The 16,634-nt window shown below is 32.3% G+C and carries 15 protein-coding genes; 9 read left to right on the forward strand and 6 right to left on the reverse strand.

The features are described 5' to 3' along the window. Positions 1–8 precede the first annotated feature (8 nt). Positions 9–2,321, forward strand: a complete 2,313-nt coding sequence (locus tag P8F83_RS21665) for a glycoside hydrolase family 65 protein (protein ID WP_326512632.1) — start codon at positions 9–11, stop codon at positions 2,319–2,321. Next, positions 2,314–4,494, forward strand: a complete 2,181-nt coding sequence (locus P8F83_RS21670; RefSeq protein ID WP_326512633.1) for a glycosyl hydrolase family 65 domain-containing protein — start codon at positions 2,314–2,316, stop codon at positions 4,492–4,494. Before P8F83_RS21665 ends, P8F83_RS21670 begins: the two co-directional genes overlap by 8 nt. Positions 4,495–4,516: 22 nt before the next feature. Here P8F83_RS21670 and P8F83_RS21675 read toward each other — a convergent pair whose 3' ends face one another. Beyond that, positions 4,517–5,530 carry a LacI family DNA-binding transcriptional regulator gene (locus P8F83_RS21675; protein ID WP_326512634.1) on the reverse strand — a complete coding sequence of 338 codons (1,014 nt, stop codon included), beginning with the start codon at positions 5,528–5,530 and terminating at the stop codon, positions 4,517–4,519. Between the two features lie 102 nt (positions 5,531–5,632). On the opposite strand from P8F83_RS21675, the gene pgmB reads away from it, so the two are divergent. Then, positions 5,633–6,280, forward strand: coding sequence for a beta-phosphoglucomutase (gene pgmB, locus P8F83_RS21680; RefSeq protein WP_326512635.1), 648 nt, complete (start codon positions 5,633–5,635; stop codon positions 6,278–6,280). A gap of 109 nt (positions 6,281–6,389) precedes the next feature. Continuing rightward, positions 6,390–7,496 carry an ABC transporter ATP-binding protein gene (locus P8F83_RS21685; protein WP_326512636.1) on the forward strand — a complete coding sequence of 369 codons (1,107 nt, stop codon included), beginning with the start codon at positions 6,390–6,392 and terminating at the stop codon, positions 7,494–7,496. Positions 7,497–7,590: 94 nt separating this feature from the next. Here the strand turns inward: P8F83_RS21685 and P8F83_RS21690 are convergent, their stop codons facing one another. From P8F83_RS21690 to P8F83_RS21700, 3 genes are all read right to left on the reverse strand, one after another. Beyond that, complete coding sequence (locus tag P8F83_RS21690; RefSeq protein WP_286908497.1) at positions 7,591–7,932, reverse strand: winged helix-turn-helix transcriptional regulator; 342 nt, start codon at positions 7,930–7,932, stop codon at positions 7,591–7,593. Between the two features lie 120 nt (positions 7,933–8,052). Beyond that, entirely contained in the window at positions 8,053–8,265 is a 213-nt protein-coding gene (locus P8F83_RS21695) for a DUF2922 domain-containing protein (protein ID WP_238902151.1), read from the reverse strand. A 38-nt stretch (positions 8,266–8,303) separates the two neighbouring features. Then, entirely contained in the window at positions 8,304–8,531 is a 228-nt protein-coding gene (locus tag P8F83_RS21700; protein WP_238902150.1) for a DUF1659 domain-containing protein, read from the reverse strand. 320 nt (positions 8,532–8,851) lie between these two features. Here P8F83_RS21700 and P8F83_RS21705 point away from each other — a divergent pair, with 320 nt between their 5' ends. The 5 genes from P8F83_RS21705 to P8F83_RS21725 all read left to right on the forward strand — a co-directional run bounded on the left by P8F83_RS21705 (position 8,852) and on the right by P8F83_RS21725 (position 13,325). Continuing rightward, the gene (locus P8F83_RS21705; RefSeq protein ID WP_326512637.1) at positions 8,852–9,280 is read left to right on the forward strand and encodes a hypothetical protein; all 429 of its coding nucleotides are present in this window, start codon (positions 8,852–8,854) and stop codon (positions 9,278–9,280) included. Between the two features lie 103 nt (positions 9,281–9,383). After that, complete coding sequence (locus P8F83_RS21710; RefSeq protein WP_073019330.1) at positions 9,384–9,605, forward strand: DUF1659 domain-containing protein; 222 nt, start codon at positions 9,384–9,386, stop codon at positions 9,603–9,605. Between the two features lie 222 nt (positions 9,606–9,827). Beyond that, on the forward strand, positions 9,828–11,264 hold the full coding sequence (locus P8F83_RS21715) for a methyltransferase domain-containing protein (RefSeq protein WP_238902148.1): 1,437 nt from the start codon (positions 9,828–9,830) through the stop codon (positions 11,262–11,264). Between the two features lie 56 nt (positions 11,265–11,320). After that, positions 11,321–12,340, forward strand: coding sequence for a saccharopine dehydrogenase NADP-binding domain-containing protein (locus P8F83_RS21720; protein WP_326512638.1), 1,020 nt, complete (start codon positions 11,321–11,323; stop codon positions 12,338–12,340). A 73-nt stretch (positions 12,341–12,413) separates the two neighbouring features. Further along, positions 12,414–13,325 carry a ketopantoate reductase family protein gene (locus P8F83_RS21725; RefSeq protein WP_326512639.1) on the forward strand — a complete coding sequence of 304 codons (912 nt, stop codon included), beginning with the start codon at positions 12,414–12,416 and terminating at the stop codon, positions 13,323–13,325. A gap of 100 nt (positions 13,326–13,425) precedes the next feature. Here P8F83_RS21725 and P8F83_RS21730 read toward each other — a convergent pair whose 3' ends face one another. Together P8F83_RS21730 and P8F83_RS21735 are read right to left on the reverse strand one after the other, a co-directional pair. Continuing rightward, the gene (locus tag P8F83_RS21730; RefSeq protein ID WP_326512640.1) at positions 13,426–15,849 is read right to left on the reverse strand and encodes a flavocytochrome c; all 2,424 of its coding nucleotides are present in this window, start codon (positions 15,847–15,849) and stop codon (positions 13,426–13,428) included. A gap of 13 nt (positions 15,850–15,862) precedes the next feature. Further along, the gene (locus P8F83_RS21735; protein WP_238902144.1) at positions 15,863–16,465 is read right to left on the reverse strand and encodes an NADPH-dependent FMN reductase; all 603 of its coding nucleotides are present in this window, start codon (positions 16,463–16,465) and stop codon (positions 15,863–15,865) included. Between the last annotated feature and the right edge of the window lie 169 nt (positions 16,466–16,634).

The raw sequence follows: 16,634 nt of genomic DNA on the forward strand, positions 1-16,634 counted from the left end.
AATTAAATATGGCAAAAATAGCGGATAAATACTATGTTACAGACTCGTGGAAAATCATTGAAGAAGGATTTAATAAAGATTATTCAGAGGTGTCCGAATCTATATACTCCCTTGGAAATGAGTATATGGGAGTTAGAGGTTATTTTGAAGAAGGGTATACTGGAGATAGCCTCCTTGGAAGTTATTTTAATGGAGTGTATGAATCACAAGAAGTTACAGGCTCCTCATATAAAGGAATAATAAAAGATAGTGAGTTTATGGTTAATTCAGTAGATTGGCTATATACACGTATAATTCTTGACAATGAAGTTTTAGATTTAAATAAAAGTAGTTTCAGAGATTTTAAAAGAGAACTAGATTTAAATACAGGAATTTTAACTCGTTCATTTATATGGGAAGTAGATGGAGGAAAAGAAGTAAAGCTAGAATTTGAACGTTTCTTATCAATGGAAGATGCTAACCTAGCGGGGCAGAGAATAAATATTACGCCTATAAATTTTAATGGTGATATAACAATCATATCGGGTTTAGATTTTACAAATATTCATCATATGGCAGGTGAAAATCTATGGAAATGTAGTGAAAATAGTAGTGGAGATAGGTGGCTAAGTATACTTGGAACCACAATAAATACAAAGCAAAATGTTTTTTCTACTTGCGCCTTTGATTGTATATATGAAAAAGAAGAAGATATTAGTGAGGAAAAGAAAATATTAAAAAGCTTTAAAATCAGCTTAAAAGAGGGTGAAAAAGCTACTTTTACTAAAGTTATTAGCAATCTAGTAAATAAGAATGATAAAGATTCACTTGATGAATTTATATCTAAATGCGAAGATGAAAAGAAAAATATCACATCAATTAAATATGATGAGATTAGAGATAGAAGTATAGAGTGGTGGAAAAAAGTCTGGCTTGAATCAGATATTGTTATAGATGGAGATGAGTTAAATCAGCAGGGGGTAAGATTTTGTATATTCCAAATGCATCAAACTTACCATGGAGCAGATCAAAGTAATGTAATTGGAGCAAAGGGATTAACGGGAGAAGCATATAACGGTAATTCATTTTGGGATACTGAAGCCTATTGTTTACCTTTCTACATCTTTAACAACCTAGAAGCAGCCAAACAATTATTAAGATATAGATTAATTACATTACCAGAGGCTAAGGAAAGAGCAAAGCAGTTAGATTGTGAAGGTGCATTTTTTCCGATAGCAACTATAAGTGGAAGAGAATGTTGTAACCTATGGCAGCATGCAAGTCTTCAGCTTCAACCATCAACAGCAGTTGCATATGGGATATGGCATTATGAGAATATAACTAAAGATGAAGAATTCGTATTTGAAACAGGGGTACCACTTCTTATAGAAATAAGCAGGATGCTTGCTACAAGAGGTGATTGGAGCTCAGATAAATCAAGATATGGATATTATGGGGTAATGGGACCAGATGAGTTTCAAATGATGGTAAACAATAATTGTTACACAAATTATATGGGTAAAACTACACTTGAGTATACCCTAGATGTTTTAAAGAGATTAGAAAGTAAAAATAAAGATTTATATGATAATATCCTTGGAAAGTTAAACGTTAAACAAGAAGAATTAGAAAATTGGCGTTTAATAGGGGAGAAAATGTTCATTCCCTATAATAAAGAAACTAAGCTTTTTGAGCAACATGAAGGATTTTTCAATTTACCGCATATAGATGTTGACAAGATACCCGTAGAAGATTTTCCATTATATCATAACTGGACCTACGATAGAATTTACCGTAACGACATGATTAAGCAGCCTGATGTTCTTATGTTTATGCTTTTATATAACAGCAGATTTACAGAGGAGGAACTTAGAGCTAACTATGAATACTATGAGCCAAGATGTATTCATGAAAGTTCACTTTCACCATCAGTACACTCAATATTAGCAGCACAATTAAAGAAACATAGAGAGGCTTATGATTTCTTTGGATTTGCAACTAGAATGGATTTAGATAACTACAATCGTAATACACATGAGGGTTTACATACAACCTCTATAGCAGCAGCTTGGATGAATATTTTATATGGGTTTGGAGGAATGCGCTCAGATAAAGAGGTGCTTAGTTTTAGACCTTCGATTCCAAAAGAATGGAATGGATATTCTTTTAGACTTTGCTATAAGGATGATGTAATCGTAGTGGAAGTTAATAAAGAAAATGTAGCACTTTATACTTTAAATGGCACAGAAATTCAAATTGAAGTGTATGAAGAAATCATAACTTTAAGTGAAGAAAAAAGGTTAATAAATATTCCAAGCGAATGGAGAGGGGAAAATGATTAGTTGGTTGATAGAAGAAAATTCGTATAACAAGGATAAAATATCAGCAAACGGCAATAAATTTCTTATAGGAAATGGATATCTTGGGATAAGAGGGACTCTTCCAGAGTATGAAAAGGAGCAGTTTGTAGCTATAAATTTATCTGGAATTTATGATCAGGTAGGAAATGCCTGGAGAGAACCCTTAAATGCACCAAATGCTCTTTTCACCTATGCTGAATTTGATGGACAAGAGTACCGTTTGCCTAATGTGGAGCCTTCTACTAATACACTAGCATTAGATTATAGATATGGTTTATTTAAATCTAAAACTAGTTTTGATACAGATAAAGGTAGATTGAGCATTGAGGTAGAACGATTTGCATCAATGGTTAATGAGCATTGCATCATTATGAAATATAGCGTTACTTCAGATTATGATGGAGAGTTAAATATATATACAGGAATAGATGGAGAGGTATGGGATATTAATGGACCTCACTATGATGAGATTAGGTACTCAATACATGAGGATGTATTAATCTCCAATGCTTTAACTCATGAAAATAAAGATAGGGTTTGTGTCAGTGAAAAAATTAAATATAACTTTGAAGCAAAAAAAGAGAAGGTTGAGAAGGATAATAAGCTTCTTAGAAAGATAAGTATAGATGCAAAAAAGGGGTTTACCTACGAAATATATAAGTTTATTACTGTATATACCAGTAAGGATTGTAAAAATCCAATAGAAGAATCGGTAGCACTTGTAAGAGATATATGGGACAAGGGTTATTTTGAATTATTAGAAGAGCATAAAAGAGCATGGGATAAAATCTGGTGTACCTCTGAAATTATTATAGATGGAGACGATAAGGCGGAAGAGGGGATTAATTATTCTATATATCATCTACATTCTATAGCACCGAGACATTCTAAAAGTTTATCAATTCCAGCAAGAGGGTTATCGGGACAAACCTATAAGGGTGCTATATTTTGGGATACAGAAATGTTTATGCTGGACTTCTTCTTAAACACTGAACCAGAGGTAGCAAAAACCTTACTTAAATACAGAATAGATACATTAGAAGGTGCTATGAAAAAGTCAGCTTCTTACGGATATAAGGGAGCTTTCTACGCATGGGAGAGTCAAGAAAATGGATATGATGCATGTTCAGATTATAATGTAACAGATGTATTTACAGGGCGACCAATGAGGACATATTTTAAAGACAAGCAGATTCACATTTCTTCAGCTATTGTTTATGGCATTATGAAGTATATCAATAGAACTGGAGATTATGATTTAATCACAGAAGGTGGATATAAAGTAATAATTGAATGTGCAAATTTCTATCATGATTTATTGCTAACTAAAGTGGGATCAGAAGTATATGAACTTAGAGATGTAATAGGACCAGATGAGTATCATGAAAGAGTTAATAATAATGCGTATACTAACAGAATGGCCAAGTTCACCTTTGAAAGTGCCTTAGATGTAATAAAAATGATAAAGAAAAATAAGTGGAAGCTTGAGGAAGAATATTCATTAGAAGAACTAGAATCAAAGTTTGCGGATGCAAGCTGTAAGATATATATACCTAAACCTGAGGATAAAACATCTATAATTCCACAATTTGATGGATATGAAAGTTTGGAAGATATAGAGATTAATAAGTTAAAAGAGAGATTATTAAATGACAAGGAATACTGGGGTGGAGCATATGGAATAGCCTCAGATACAAAGCTTATAAAGCAAGCGGATGTAATAACCATGCTTAATTTATTTCATAAAGAATATTCAGAAGAAGTAATGCTTAAGAACTGGCAATATTATGAGCCTAGAACAGAACACGGATCATCCTTAAGTGCCTGCATGTATGCTTTAGTAGCGTGTAAGTGTGGAATGCCCGATAGAGCATATCCATTTTTCTTAAAGTCAGCACTTCCTGATATTCTTGGAGGAGGTAAACAGTGGGCAGGACTTATATATATAGGGGGAACTCACCCAGCTTCATCTGGAGGAGCTTATATGACAGTTGTAGAAGGCTTTGGAGGTATATATTTTGAAGATGGTGTAGTTAAGGCAAGACCTTGTATGCCAGAAGGTTGGAAGAGTTTAAAATTTAAAGTTTCCTATTTAAACAAACTATATCAAGTAAATATAGAAAGTAATAAAGCTGATATAAAACAAATTCAGTAGAGGAACCTCCCTCTACTGAATTCTAGGATATAGACATTACACTATAACGTTCAACAACTCTAACTGGAAGAATTGTTTCCTTTTGGTGGATAGGTTTATTTTCAAGTTTATCTATTATGTAATTAACAGAAAGTTTGCCTTTTAAATGAGCATCTTGATGAATAGTAGTTAAGGCAGGTGATATTAAGTTACATAGATTAATATCATCAAACCCTATTATAGAAACATCATCAGGAACTTTTTTACCAGCTTGTTTAAGCCCTGTTATAATACCAGCTGCTAATATATCAGCTGTAGAAAATATAGCAGTAAAGTCATTTCGCTTAGCTAGAGATTTTCCTAAAGCAATGGCTGTTGGAGTATCAAGTTCCTGTTCAAACACAAGATCCTTATTAAATTCTATGTTAGCCTCTGAAAGAGCTTTTTTATAACCATCAAAACGTTCTGATACAACACCTTTGTATTTTATAAAAGGGGATGCAAATGCAATGCTTCTATGACCGTGATCGATAAGGTACTTAGTAGCAAGATAACCTCCATTAAAATCTTCAAGGCTTACATTACAGATATTAGGATTTGAAACATAACTATCTATTAAAACAACGGGAATATTTAATTTAGTTAAAACACTATAAAAATCGTCTTCATAAATGCCTGTAAGAATTAACCCGTCCACATTCCAGTTTCTAAGAAAAAAGTTCAAATCTTGACTTGTTTCTACGGTACGGAGCATTAGATAATACCCATTTTCACGCAAGGTAGATTCTATGGCACCTATGAATATAGAATGAAATGGATCCTCCATAAAATTCTTATCACGAGTAGTTACTATGTGATTTATAACACCTATAACCTTTGATGAGTTAGAAACTAAAGAGCGAGCTGACATGTTTGGAACATAATTTAAGTCCTCGATAGCTTTATTAATTTTAATAATGGTTTCTGCTGAAACACGACCAGGTTTTCCATGAATTACATTAGAAACTGTTGTACAACTTACGCCAACGGTTTTGGCAATATCTTTGATTGTTGCCATGTTTATACGTCACCTCCTTGGGAAGTTTAAGGTTAAACCTTTGGTATATTTTATCATTAAAACAGGAAATTGTATAGTAAAAAATCAGAAGGAGATAGCAGAATGATTAAAGGAGTAATTTTCGATCTTGATGGAGTATTAGTTTCAACAGATAAGATGCATTTTTATGCATGGAAGAAATTAGCCCACAAATTAGGGATCACTAATTACACAGAAGAAGATAATAAAAGACAAAAGGGAGTAAGTAGAATGGAGTCCTTAGAGGTAGTACTTTCAAAGGGGACAACCATCTACTCTCGTGAAGATAAATTAAAGTTTGCTGAAGAAAAAAATAAGTACTATGTTGAATTATTAGAGAGTCTTGATTCTCAGGCAGTTTTAATAGATGTTATAGAGACTTTAGAAATGCTTAAAGATAGGGGCGTATTAATAGGAATAGGTTCTGCAAGTAAAAATACACCTCTAATTTTAGAGAAAACAGGATTAAATAAATATATAGATGAAGTAAGCTGTGGCCTAGATGTTACTAAGTCAAAACCAGACCCAGAGGTTTTTATAGTAGCGGCTAAAAAGTTAAACCTAAAAAATGAAGAATGTTTGGTAGTGGAGGATTCTAAGTCTGGAATAGTGGCAGCAAGAGCATGTCATATGAGATCATTAGGAGTAGGACCAGAACATGAACAGTTAGGTGCAGATTATAATTCATTAACCATGCAAAGCAATGTAGATTGGGATGAACTTCTTAGTTAAGCTATATTACAAGGAAGAGTTATTTTCTAGTTTGATGATATAAATCTACAATGATATAGTTAAATTAGGATGTCAGATGAGAGGAAAAAATATTTAGGGGGAATAAGACATGTCAAGTTTATCATTAAAACACATTTATAAAAGATATTCAAAGGATGTAACAGCAGTAAAGGATTTTAATTTAGAAATAGAAGATAAAGAATTCATAGTATTTGTAGGTCCTTCTGGATGTGGAAAATCTACTACTTTAAGAATGGTTGCAGGACTTGAAGAAATATCAGAGGGAGAGCTATACATAGATGGTCAATTAGTTAATGACTTAGCTCCCAAGGATAGAGATGTAGCAATGGTATTCCAAAACTATGCATTATATCCTCATATGACTGTGTATGATAATATAGCTTTTGGGTTGAAATTAAGAAAAATACCAAAAGATGAAATAAATAAAAAAGTTAGAGATGCAGCAAAAATATTAGATATAGAGCACTTATTAGATAGAAAACCTAAAGCACTTTCTGGTGGACAAAGACAGAGAGTAGCCATGGGAAGAGCCATGGTTAGAGAGGCTAAAGTATTTTTACTCGATGAACCTCTATCAAATTTAGATGCTAAATTAAGAAACCAGATGAGAATAGAAATAGCTAAATTACATCAGAATCTTCAAACTACATTTATATATGTAACACATGACCAAGTTGAGGCTATGACTTTAGGAAGTAAAATAGTAGTTATGAAGGATGGAATAATTCAACAAGTAGATACTCCAACTGAAATATATAATCATCCTGCAAATATGTTCGTCGCTGGATTTATAGGAAGTCCTCAAATGAATTTCTTATATGGAGATGTAAAAGAAGAAAATGAAAATATTATAGTTGAAGTATTTGGGCAAAAAGTTGTTCTAGATAAGGACAAGGCTCATAAAATCAAAGGTTCTAATTATATAGAAAAGCAAGCCATATTGGGAATAAGGCCTGAAGATATAAAAATTGTAACTGAACAAGAGGGTAATAGAAGTTATATTGTAAATGGGATAATAGAAGTAGTAGAAAACTTAGGAGCAGAAGTCTTGCTTCACATAAAAGCAAATGATAGGGCATTTACAATAAAAACAGCTAAACATCAAGGAGAGGTTATAGGAGATAATATAAAATTTGCAATAGATTTAGATAAAGTTCACTTATTTAACGAAGAAAATCAAGATACTATATTCTAATTTAATGGTTTAAAAATAATCTGTGTATAAGTTGAGATGAATACCCCTCTAACTATTCATTATATAAGGCGCACAGATTATTTTTTATTACATTTTAATTACAGCTATTCTTAAGTTCAGGATAATATTCAAGAGACCAGTCTTCCATTTGCTTAAGTATCTTAGTAAGAGCCACACCTTTAGGAGTAAGATGATACACAACCTTAGGAGGAACCTCAGGATATACCACTTTGGCTATTAACTCGTCATTTTCTAATTCCTTAAGTTTTTCATTTAATACCTTTTGGCTTACGCCTTTAACCTTACGTTGAAGCTCTAAAAATCTTATAGGCTCATTATATAGATGACATAAAATTAATGCCTTCCATTTTCCTCTAACAAGATCCATTGCAAAATCCAATAAACACACATAGCTTTTATCTTTATATTCAATCATTTATAATACCTCTATTAAATTTATATAATAAATTAATAATAACAAACTTTCTTCTTATTATAAAGAAGTCATATAAATCTATATAAAAAGCTCAGCAAAAATTTGCTGAGCTAAAATTAATTAAAGCAATTTGGCTTCATCTTTTTTAACGACTTTCGCGTTATTGATGGCAACTAATGCTCCGTTTTTAGTATCGAAATAGTTTTTAGCTATAATAAGATTCATTAAAGCCTCTGTTTGAGCAGAGGTTATATCCTCTTTTACTCCGGAAATAGACATAGAAGCCTTTCCACCATTAGAAGTTATAAAGCTCATAACTAAGGTTTGCGTCATTTTAAATTCCTCCTTTCAGCTTAATGCTTTGAATATTGTTAATCCACATTAACTATTTGTGATATTTCGGTTAATAAATACTCAGCAGTATTATTTGCTAAAATGCCCTTAATAGCCTCTGCAAGAGTATAAAGATCTTCAACACTACAATCAGCTCTTAAGCCGGAGAAACCTAGATTTCTATAAATCGCCTTACCTGCATCATTAAAGCCATTTTCAACTTTAATGGTAATTTTAGAGGTATCTAAAATCTTTTGAATAGCCAAATTCATCACCTCCTCTCAAAAAAGCATTACGAGATAATATATTCAAATTAGACATGAAATGACATTGTTTTATTCATAAAAGAGACAAAAAAAGAGTTCCTTCTCAAGCCTCATTAGATTCATTAAAATACTATGTTTAATAAAAAGTTAAAAAGTTAAATGTTTAAAAAGTTAAATGTTTAAAAAGAAAAACATTTAAAAAGTTAAAAAGTTAAAAAGTTAAAAAGTTAAAAAGAAAAACATTTAAAAAGTTAAAAAGCTGATCAGAAGTGTTCAAATTTTCTTTTTATTGAATATTATTTTATTAAGAGGTGATGATTATGGTCAAAAAGGAAAAAATATCAGAAAAAGAAATAGTGGATATCACAAAAGAACAAGAGGAAGAAACCACTGAATATATAGGTATTAAAGAAGATGAAGAGATTGATGGTGAAGTAGTTAAGGTGCTTATAAGTTCATCATATGAAAATAAAGTTTCTAATACTATTGATGATAAAAATTTAATAAATAAATCAGAAGAGAAAAAAGACTTAATAAAAAGAAAGGGGAAACGTAAAACTCCAGAAGTTGATGGAGAAGGATATGATGTTAGGAGAACTTATCAATTAAGAAAATCTACAGTAGGAATGTTAAACAAACTTATTGGAATGAATCAAAATATAGATATACACATGAATACTATAGTTGATAATGCTATAAGAGAAGCTTATTTTCGAGCTTTATTGAAAGAAAAGAATAAATCTTTATAAAAAAAGATCAATATTTGTCGTTCAAAAATAGGCTCTTATGCATATATATAATATGTATTTGATTTTAACAAGTGCAATTATATAAGGAATAAGGAGCAATAATATGATAGAGTCAATTTTAGTTGAAAATGTATTAGTTATCGAGTATAAAGCAGGACTTAATAAGGAAGGAAAGGATATATTTAAGAAAACTCAAATTAATGTAAATAACACTGATATTACTGATGAAGAGTTATTTGAGCTTGGGCATGCAATAGGGGAGCTTTTAGATACACCTATATACAATATATCTAAAGGAGTGAAGTATTCACTTATAGATTTATAAAGAGGAAAAGGTAAGTATATATTTAATTGTAACTATATTAACGAATATTATTATTGGACTAATTAAGTGAAAATTATTATATAAAATGATTTTCGCTAATATTAGTCTAATTTTTTTGAAACAAAGTTTCCTTGACAAACGAATAATATGTATGCCATACTAACAATATAAATTGATGCTATTTAAAAGAGGGTATCCACTGACAAAGGAGATGTTTTATTTATGTATAAGATTGAAAATAGTCCTAAACGTTATTATGAAATAATACACAACTACCAAGAGGGACAGTTACTCTTTGCGGCAATACGGTTAAATATTTTTTCTTATCTAGATACACCACAAACCGCAGAAGATATTGCAAAGGCAATAAAATGTGATAAAAATCAAATTGAATTCATGCTTTTATCACTGATTTCCTGTGGATTGGTTAATAAACAAGGAGACTTTTATATAAATACACCAGAAACAAAAGATTTCTTATCTAGAAATAGCCAAGTTTTTTTAGGTGATACTCTATTATTTAGAGAGAAAATGACATCTCTTGCAGAACTTGAAGAAAAGGTAAAGACTGCTCAAACTGTTAGTAGGAATGGTTACGATTTTTCGGAGCTTGCACGTTTAAGTATTCCAGAAATGTATACTGGAAGAGTACAGGCGTTTATTGATGAAATCATGAAGTTATATCCAAATAGTAATGAGCCTCTAAACATTCTGGATCTTGGGGGTGGAGCAGGAATTTTGGATATTGAGTTTGTTAAACAGTTTCCAAATAGTAAAGCTACGATTATAGAAACACAGGCTGTTTCTGAAGTCACAAAGGAAATTGTGAGACAACATAAAGTTCAGGAAAATATCAAAGTGGTATCAGGAAACTTTAATTCTGATCCTTTGGGAGGACCTTATGACTTTATTATTGCCTCAGGTATCTTAAATTTTGTAGAGGGTGATATGTCTATATTTTTGCAAAAAGTATCTGATGCTTTAAAGGATGGTGGATATCTTTTTATCGTAGGGAGTTATGAGGATAAAAAAGGTAATGTTCCCACTAATATGTTGAGCTGGTTATCAGGTTTTTTGGAAGGGATTCCTTTGCCACCTAGTAAAGAGGAGATTGAAAATGCACTCCAAAAAGCTGGTCTTACTGTAGCAGATAAGATAAAAGTATCTATGTTTGAAGGGCTTATTTATCAAAAGGGTAGCAGTAATTCTTCAGTGGATGCTAGAGGGGTTATTGATTCATTTATTGAGCTGACAGAGAGAATTGCAAATGGTAAAACAAATGTGCTTGATTTTGGAAGTGAGGATATGAAATTTTACCGTGGAGAAATTCATATGATTAAAACAATAGGGGATTATCCAGGTATCCATAGTGCTGAACTTGCACGGAAATATGGAATAACCAGACCTGTGGTTCATAAGACTTTACAAAAATTGAGTGAACGTGGTCTGATTACTAAAGAAGATGATCCAGAAGATAAAAAACGCTATTTGATTTATTTGACTGAAAAAGGGAAGATTGCCTATGATGCTCATGAAGAATACCATGATAAATATGATAAAGCTCTTTTTGATTTTCTGGATAATACCCCTAGTGATAAATTAGAATCTATTAAAGGTTTTTTAGAGCATGCAATAAGTTTAATTCAAAATCACTCATAAGTGATTGCTTATCAAGGGTATTCCTATAATAGTTTTATAGTAAAGGGAGTGTGTTAATGGATACAAAGAATAAAATTATGATTATAGGGGGACATGGTAAAGTAGGTCAATATATTACAAGAGAGCTTAAAAACTATAATTTGGTTTTGGCTGGTCGAAGCGGAGAAAAGATAAAAAGATTTTTAGAAAAGCAAGAGATAGAAGCAGAAATTTGTGAGATGAATATTCATAACATTGACTTTGAGAAAATGCAAGGTATTGGATGGGTTATTGTTTGTGTGGATCAGGAAAATACTAAGTTGGTTGAATATTGTGATAGACATGGAATTGATTATATGGATGTAACTGCAAACTCGGAATTTATTGAGAAAATAAGGGGGTTAAAGCTTTTAGGATTAAGCAGAATTTTATTAGGCGTTGGATTAGCCCCAGGACTTACAAATCTTATGGCAGAGGAATTTGTTCGTAGCTATCCTTTGGCAGAAAGTATAGACATTCAGCTTGTTTTAGGTTTGGGAGAAAGGCATGGAGATGCGGCTATCAAATGGACTTTAGATAATTTCTTAAAAGGATACCCCCATAAAACCCTTGGATATATAAGACCATTTCAACTGAAAAATACAATAATAACTGAAGGAAATAGCTTAAGAACCTATAATTTTAATTTTGTTGATCAGCATATGTTAAACCAAAAGTATAAGAATAAGAACTTCATAACATATTTGGGATTTGATCAGCCAAATATAACAGCCCTTATTTATGGAAGTAAAAAAATTGGTTTGCTTGGCTTGTTAAAATATAAAAGGATTTACAAGCTTGCTGAAGAGTTTTTAAGAAAACCTAAATTTGGGACAGATATTTTTATAGTATCCATTCAAGCTGATGAAAAGAGAATATGCGCATGGGGACATAACGAGGGTAGATTCACTGGGCTAATTGCTGCAGAAGCAGCAAGACGAATGGCGACTATGGATTTTAAAAAAGGCATACTGGGAATTTCTGATATTATGAACCTTGAAGAAGTTCTTAATAATGAATCATTTGAGCTGACATTCGCTGATATAGAAACGAAATAACCAATATTGAGAAATTCTTCTGATTAGTTATATAATGGTATTGTAGACTAATTTGAAGGGGGCTTAATTTTATATGAAAATTAAAACTGTATCTATTATAGGGCTTGGAGCTCTTGGTATATTATTTGGTAATCATTTATCTAAAAGAATGAAGAAAGAGGATTTAAGAATTATAGCCAGTGAAGATAGAATAAAAAGATATTCAAATATATACTGTAACGATGAGCTTTGTGATTTTAATTTTATAACTCCAGAGGAGAAAACAGCACCTGCTGACCTTGTAATAATTGCTGTGAAATATAGTGCACTTAAGGATGCTATAAGGGATATAAAAAATCAAGTTGGGGAAAATACAATAATTTTATCTTTATTAAATGGAATAACTAGTGAGAAGTTAATTGCAGAAGCTTATGGTGAGAACAAGGTTCTATATTCTGTAGCTCAGGGAATGGATGCAGTAAGGGAAGGTAACAAGCTAACTTATAAAAATATGGGGATGATATGTTTTGGTGAAAAAGAAGCTGGTGTTATTTCAGAAAAGGTAAGCTTAGTTGAGGATTTCTTTAAAAGTGTAGAGTTACCGCATGAGGTTCAAAAGGACATGTATAAAAGGTTATGGAGCAAGTTTATGCTTAATGTTGGAGTTAATCAAACTGTTGCTTTATATAGAGGAAATTATGGAACAATTCAAGTTCAAGGGGAAGCTAGAGATACCATGATTAGAGCTATGAGAGAAGTTATTCTATTGTCTGAAAAAGAAGGGATTAATCTTACAGAAGAGGATTTAAATTATTGGCTCAATATATTAGATGGTTTAAGTGAAACAGGAAAACCATCTATGGCTCAAGACATGGAGGCAAAACGCTTAAGTGAGGTAGACTTGTTTTCAGGAGCGGTTCTTGAGCTTGGGAAAAAGTACTTACTAGAAACCCCTATCAATAAGAATTTTTATGATAGAGTTAAAGCTATAGAAAGTGGATATTAATTATATCTTTAATTTAAGGAAAAATAGAGCCGATAACCGCATTTTTACTTATGCGTGTTATCGGCTCTGTGTATTTGTATCTGGCTTTTTTACAGTTTAACTATTTCATTTCATCAACGGCAGTTTTTCCAGCAATTCTTCCGAAGGTAAATATATCGGTTAATGCATTACCACCAAGACGGTTACCTGCATGGATACCCCCAGCAACTTCTCCAGCTGCATAAAGGTTTTTAATTGGTTTATCATTTTCGTCTAATACATGAGCGTTAGTGTCTATTTTAAGTCCACCCATTGTATGATGAACTGCTGGTTTTCTAGGAGTAGCATAGAATGGTGCTTTCTCCACTTTTAAGCTAAATGTATCCTTATGGAATTCAGGATCAAATCCAGCATCAACATATGAGTTATACTTATTAATAGTATCTATAAGAACTGCAGGATCCATACCAACTTTTACTGCTAGCTCTTCTAGGGTATCTGCTCTAAATAAAGTACCAGCTTCTACCTGACGGTCTAGCTTTTCTTGACTTGTATTAGCAGCTGTTTTCTTTATTTCATCATCAGCTATAAGGTAGAATAAACCACCTTGTTCAATAGCAGCTTTTGTTAAAACATCTCTTCCAGAGAATTCATTAATAAATCTTTTACCTTCTTTATTTACCATTACAAAGTTTTCAGGAGGTACTTGAACTCCGCTGAATAGTTCACCAGTTTCAGGATCTGCTACAGGCATCATTTGAGTAAAGCCCATTCCTGTAAGTGCAGCACCTACTGTTTTACCAAGTAATATTCCATCACCAGTCATAGCGTAGGAATTAGTAGTTTTTATATCATCAGCAATATCGCTCCAATAGGTGTTATATTCTTTTAGCATCTTTGTGTTTGCACCAAAACCACCACTTGCAAGAACTACTGCTTTTGCATGAACAGTTATCTTTTGACCATTAACACCAGTTGCTATAACTCCTTTTATTTCGCCATCTTCTATAATAAATTCTTTTACAGGACTATCTGTAATGATTTTTCCTGAGTTATCTTGTACATATTTTGTTAGTGCAAGTATAAATGATGAACCATGGCTTTTAGTAGGCTTATGACCACGACGCCAAAGTGCACCAACTGGAGCGAATACTATACTTTTATCATACTCAACTCCTATTTCCTCTAGCCATTTAACACTTTCTAAAGCTCTGTCTGTAAGAATTTTTACTAGGTCATATTGTCCGTATATTGAGTTGCCATTAAGGTCAGTTCTTTTTCCACCAAAATATGTTTGCATTCTGTGAAGTAGTGGAGAATCAAATAGATGCCCTTTTTGCGTGTCAAACTTCTTCTTATAGTCAGAAAACTCTTTTCTAAGTGCATGGAAATCATCTAAATATTCTGGATGAATTAAGCTCTCATCTGTATCTAGTAATGCTTCGATGGTATGTCTTTCACCTGGATTTTCATCAAATTTCACTTGCCATTCTGGATCTGCAGCATTTACAGGACCACCTGAACGTATGGTATTACCACCTACTGCTGGATATTTTTCAAGAACAATAGCACTTTTACCATTTTGAAGTGCTGTTGCAGCTGCACTTAGTCCAGCACCGCCTCCGCCTACAACTACTACATCACAAGTATATTCTTCATCTTCTTTTATAAGGCTGCTAGCAGGTTTTGGACGTCTTTTAAGTATATCAGGGTTAACTCCTGCAAGCTTAACTGCTTTAGCTACACCGTCTAATACAGCAGTACTAGTTTCAGAAGCACCAGAAAGAGCATCAACATTTAATGTTTGTCCTTCGATTATTTTATCTGGTATTCTTACAAAAACTACATCGGCAAGACCTTCTGTTTCTCCATCTGTATTTATATCTATACTCTCTATTCTGTTTTCACTAAAGGATACTTTCATTGGAAGACTTCCACTGTGACCTATTGCACTTACCTCATATACTCCTGGAGTAAAGGTAAATTCTTCTTCTTCATTAAGCTGATTTGCAATCTTTGCAAATCTCATAAAGCGTAGGAAACATATTTCAAGGAAATCTATAGTTCTTTCATTGTTTAGATTACCTTCCTCATCAAATGCTTTGTTTGCATTTCCAAGTAAAAACTCATATCCTGGCATTACATTTGCATCTACCCCTGGTGCATCTAGGATTTGACGAAGATGTAGTTGCGCACGAGATGAACCTTGAGTATCAAGAGAAGCACCAAGAATCATTACTGGTTTTCCAGCAAGTGGATGAAGGTCAAAGCTTAGCCATTCAATTAAGCTTTTAAGGCTAGATGGTACTGAATGATTATATTCAGGAGTAGCTATAATAACACCATCACTTGCTATAATCTTATTGTTAAACATCTGTATAACTTCACTTGAGGATTGATTATCAGATTGATTAAACATAGGAACGTCTGTAATCTCAAGTATTTCTATTTCTGCCTTTGAATCAAAGTATTTTTTCATAAACTGAAGGAGTTTACGATTATATGATTTTTTTGCACTAGTTCCAACAATTGCTATAAATTTCATTATACTAATCCTCCTACTCTTCCCACGTGAATTTTTTAACTTTTTTATTTAAAACTTTTTCTGCTAAAAGTTTTGATGTTATATCAGTAAATAGAACAAACTCTCTAAAAATTTCATCAAGTTCTGCTAACTTATCAGCATATATAAGATTTCCTGTGCTATCAAATGCACCTTGTGATCTTCCTAAAAGGAATTCACTGCTTGGCATAATTCTAGCAGCAAGCTCAGGTGAATCAAGTATTTGTCTAAGATGTGCTTGTGCACGAGAAGAACCAAGTGTACCAAGAGAAGCTCCTACTATTAAAAGAGGCTTGTCTGTAAGTGCTTGGCTAGTGTAACTAATCCACTCAAGAGCACTTTTTAAAACAGCAGGTATGGCATGATCATACTCTGGGGTTGCTATTATTACTCCATCGGCTTTTAAGATTTTATCAGATAATTCTTCTACTTTTTGAGGAATAATATCAGAATCCTCAAGTTCAATAAATGGAGGTAAATCCTTGATTTCATATACTTCAATATCTGCCTCATTAGAAAAATGTTTTTGCATAAATTGAAGTAACATACGATTAGTTGACACGTCTGAATTGGTGCCTACGATTGCTAAATATTTCATGGTAATCCCCTTTCTGTACATCAAAATTTCATAATTTTAGTAGTATGTTTGATATAATTTTAACATGCTCCATATATTATATCTAATAGTTATTTATTGATGTTTGATAACATATTTGTTATAATCAAAAACAAGAATAAACAAGTTAATTGTTTCACAAAGGGATGAA

This window comes from Clostridium intestinale (genome assembly GCF_035905475.1).
Taxonomy (GTDB): Bacteria; Bacillota; Clostridia; order Clostridiales; family Clostridiaceae; genus Clostridium_T; species Clostridium_T intestinale.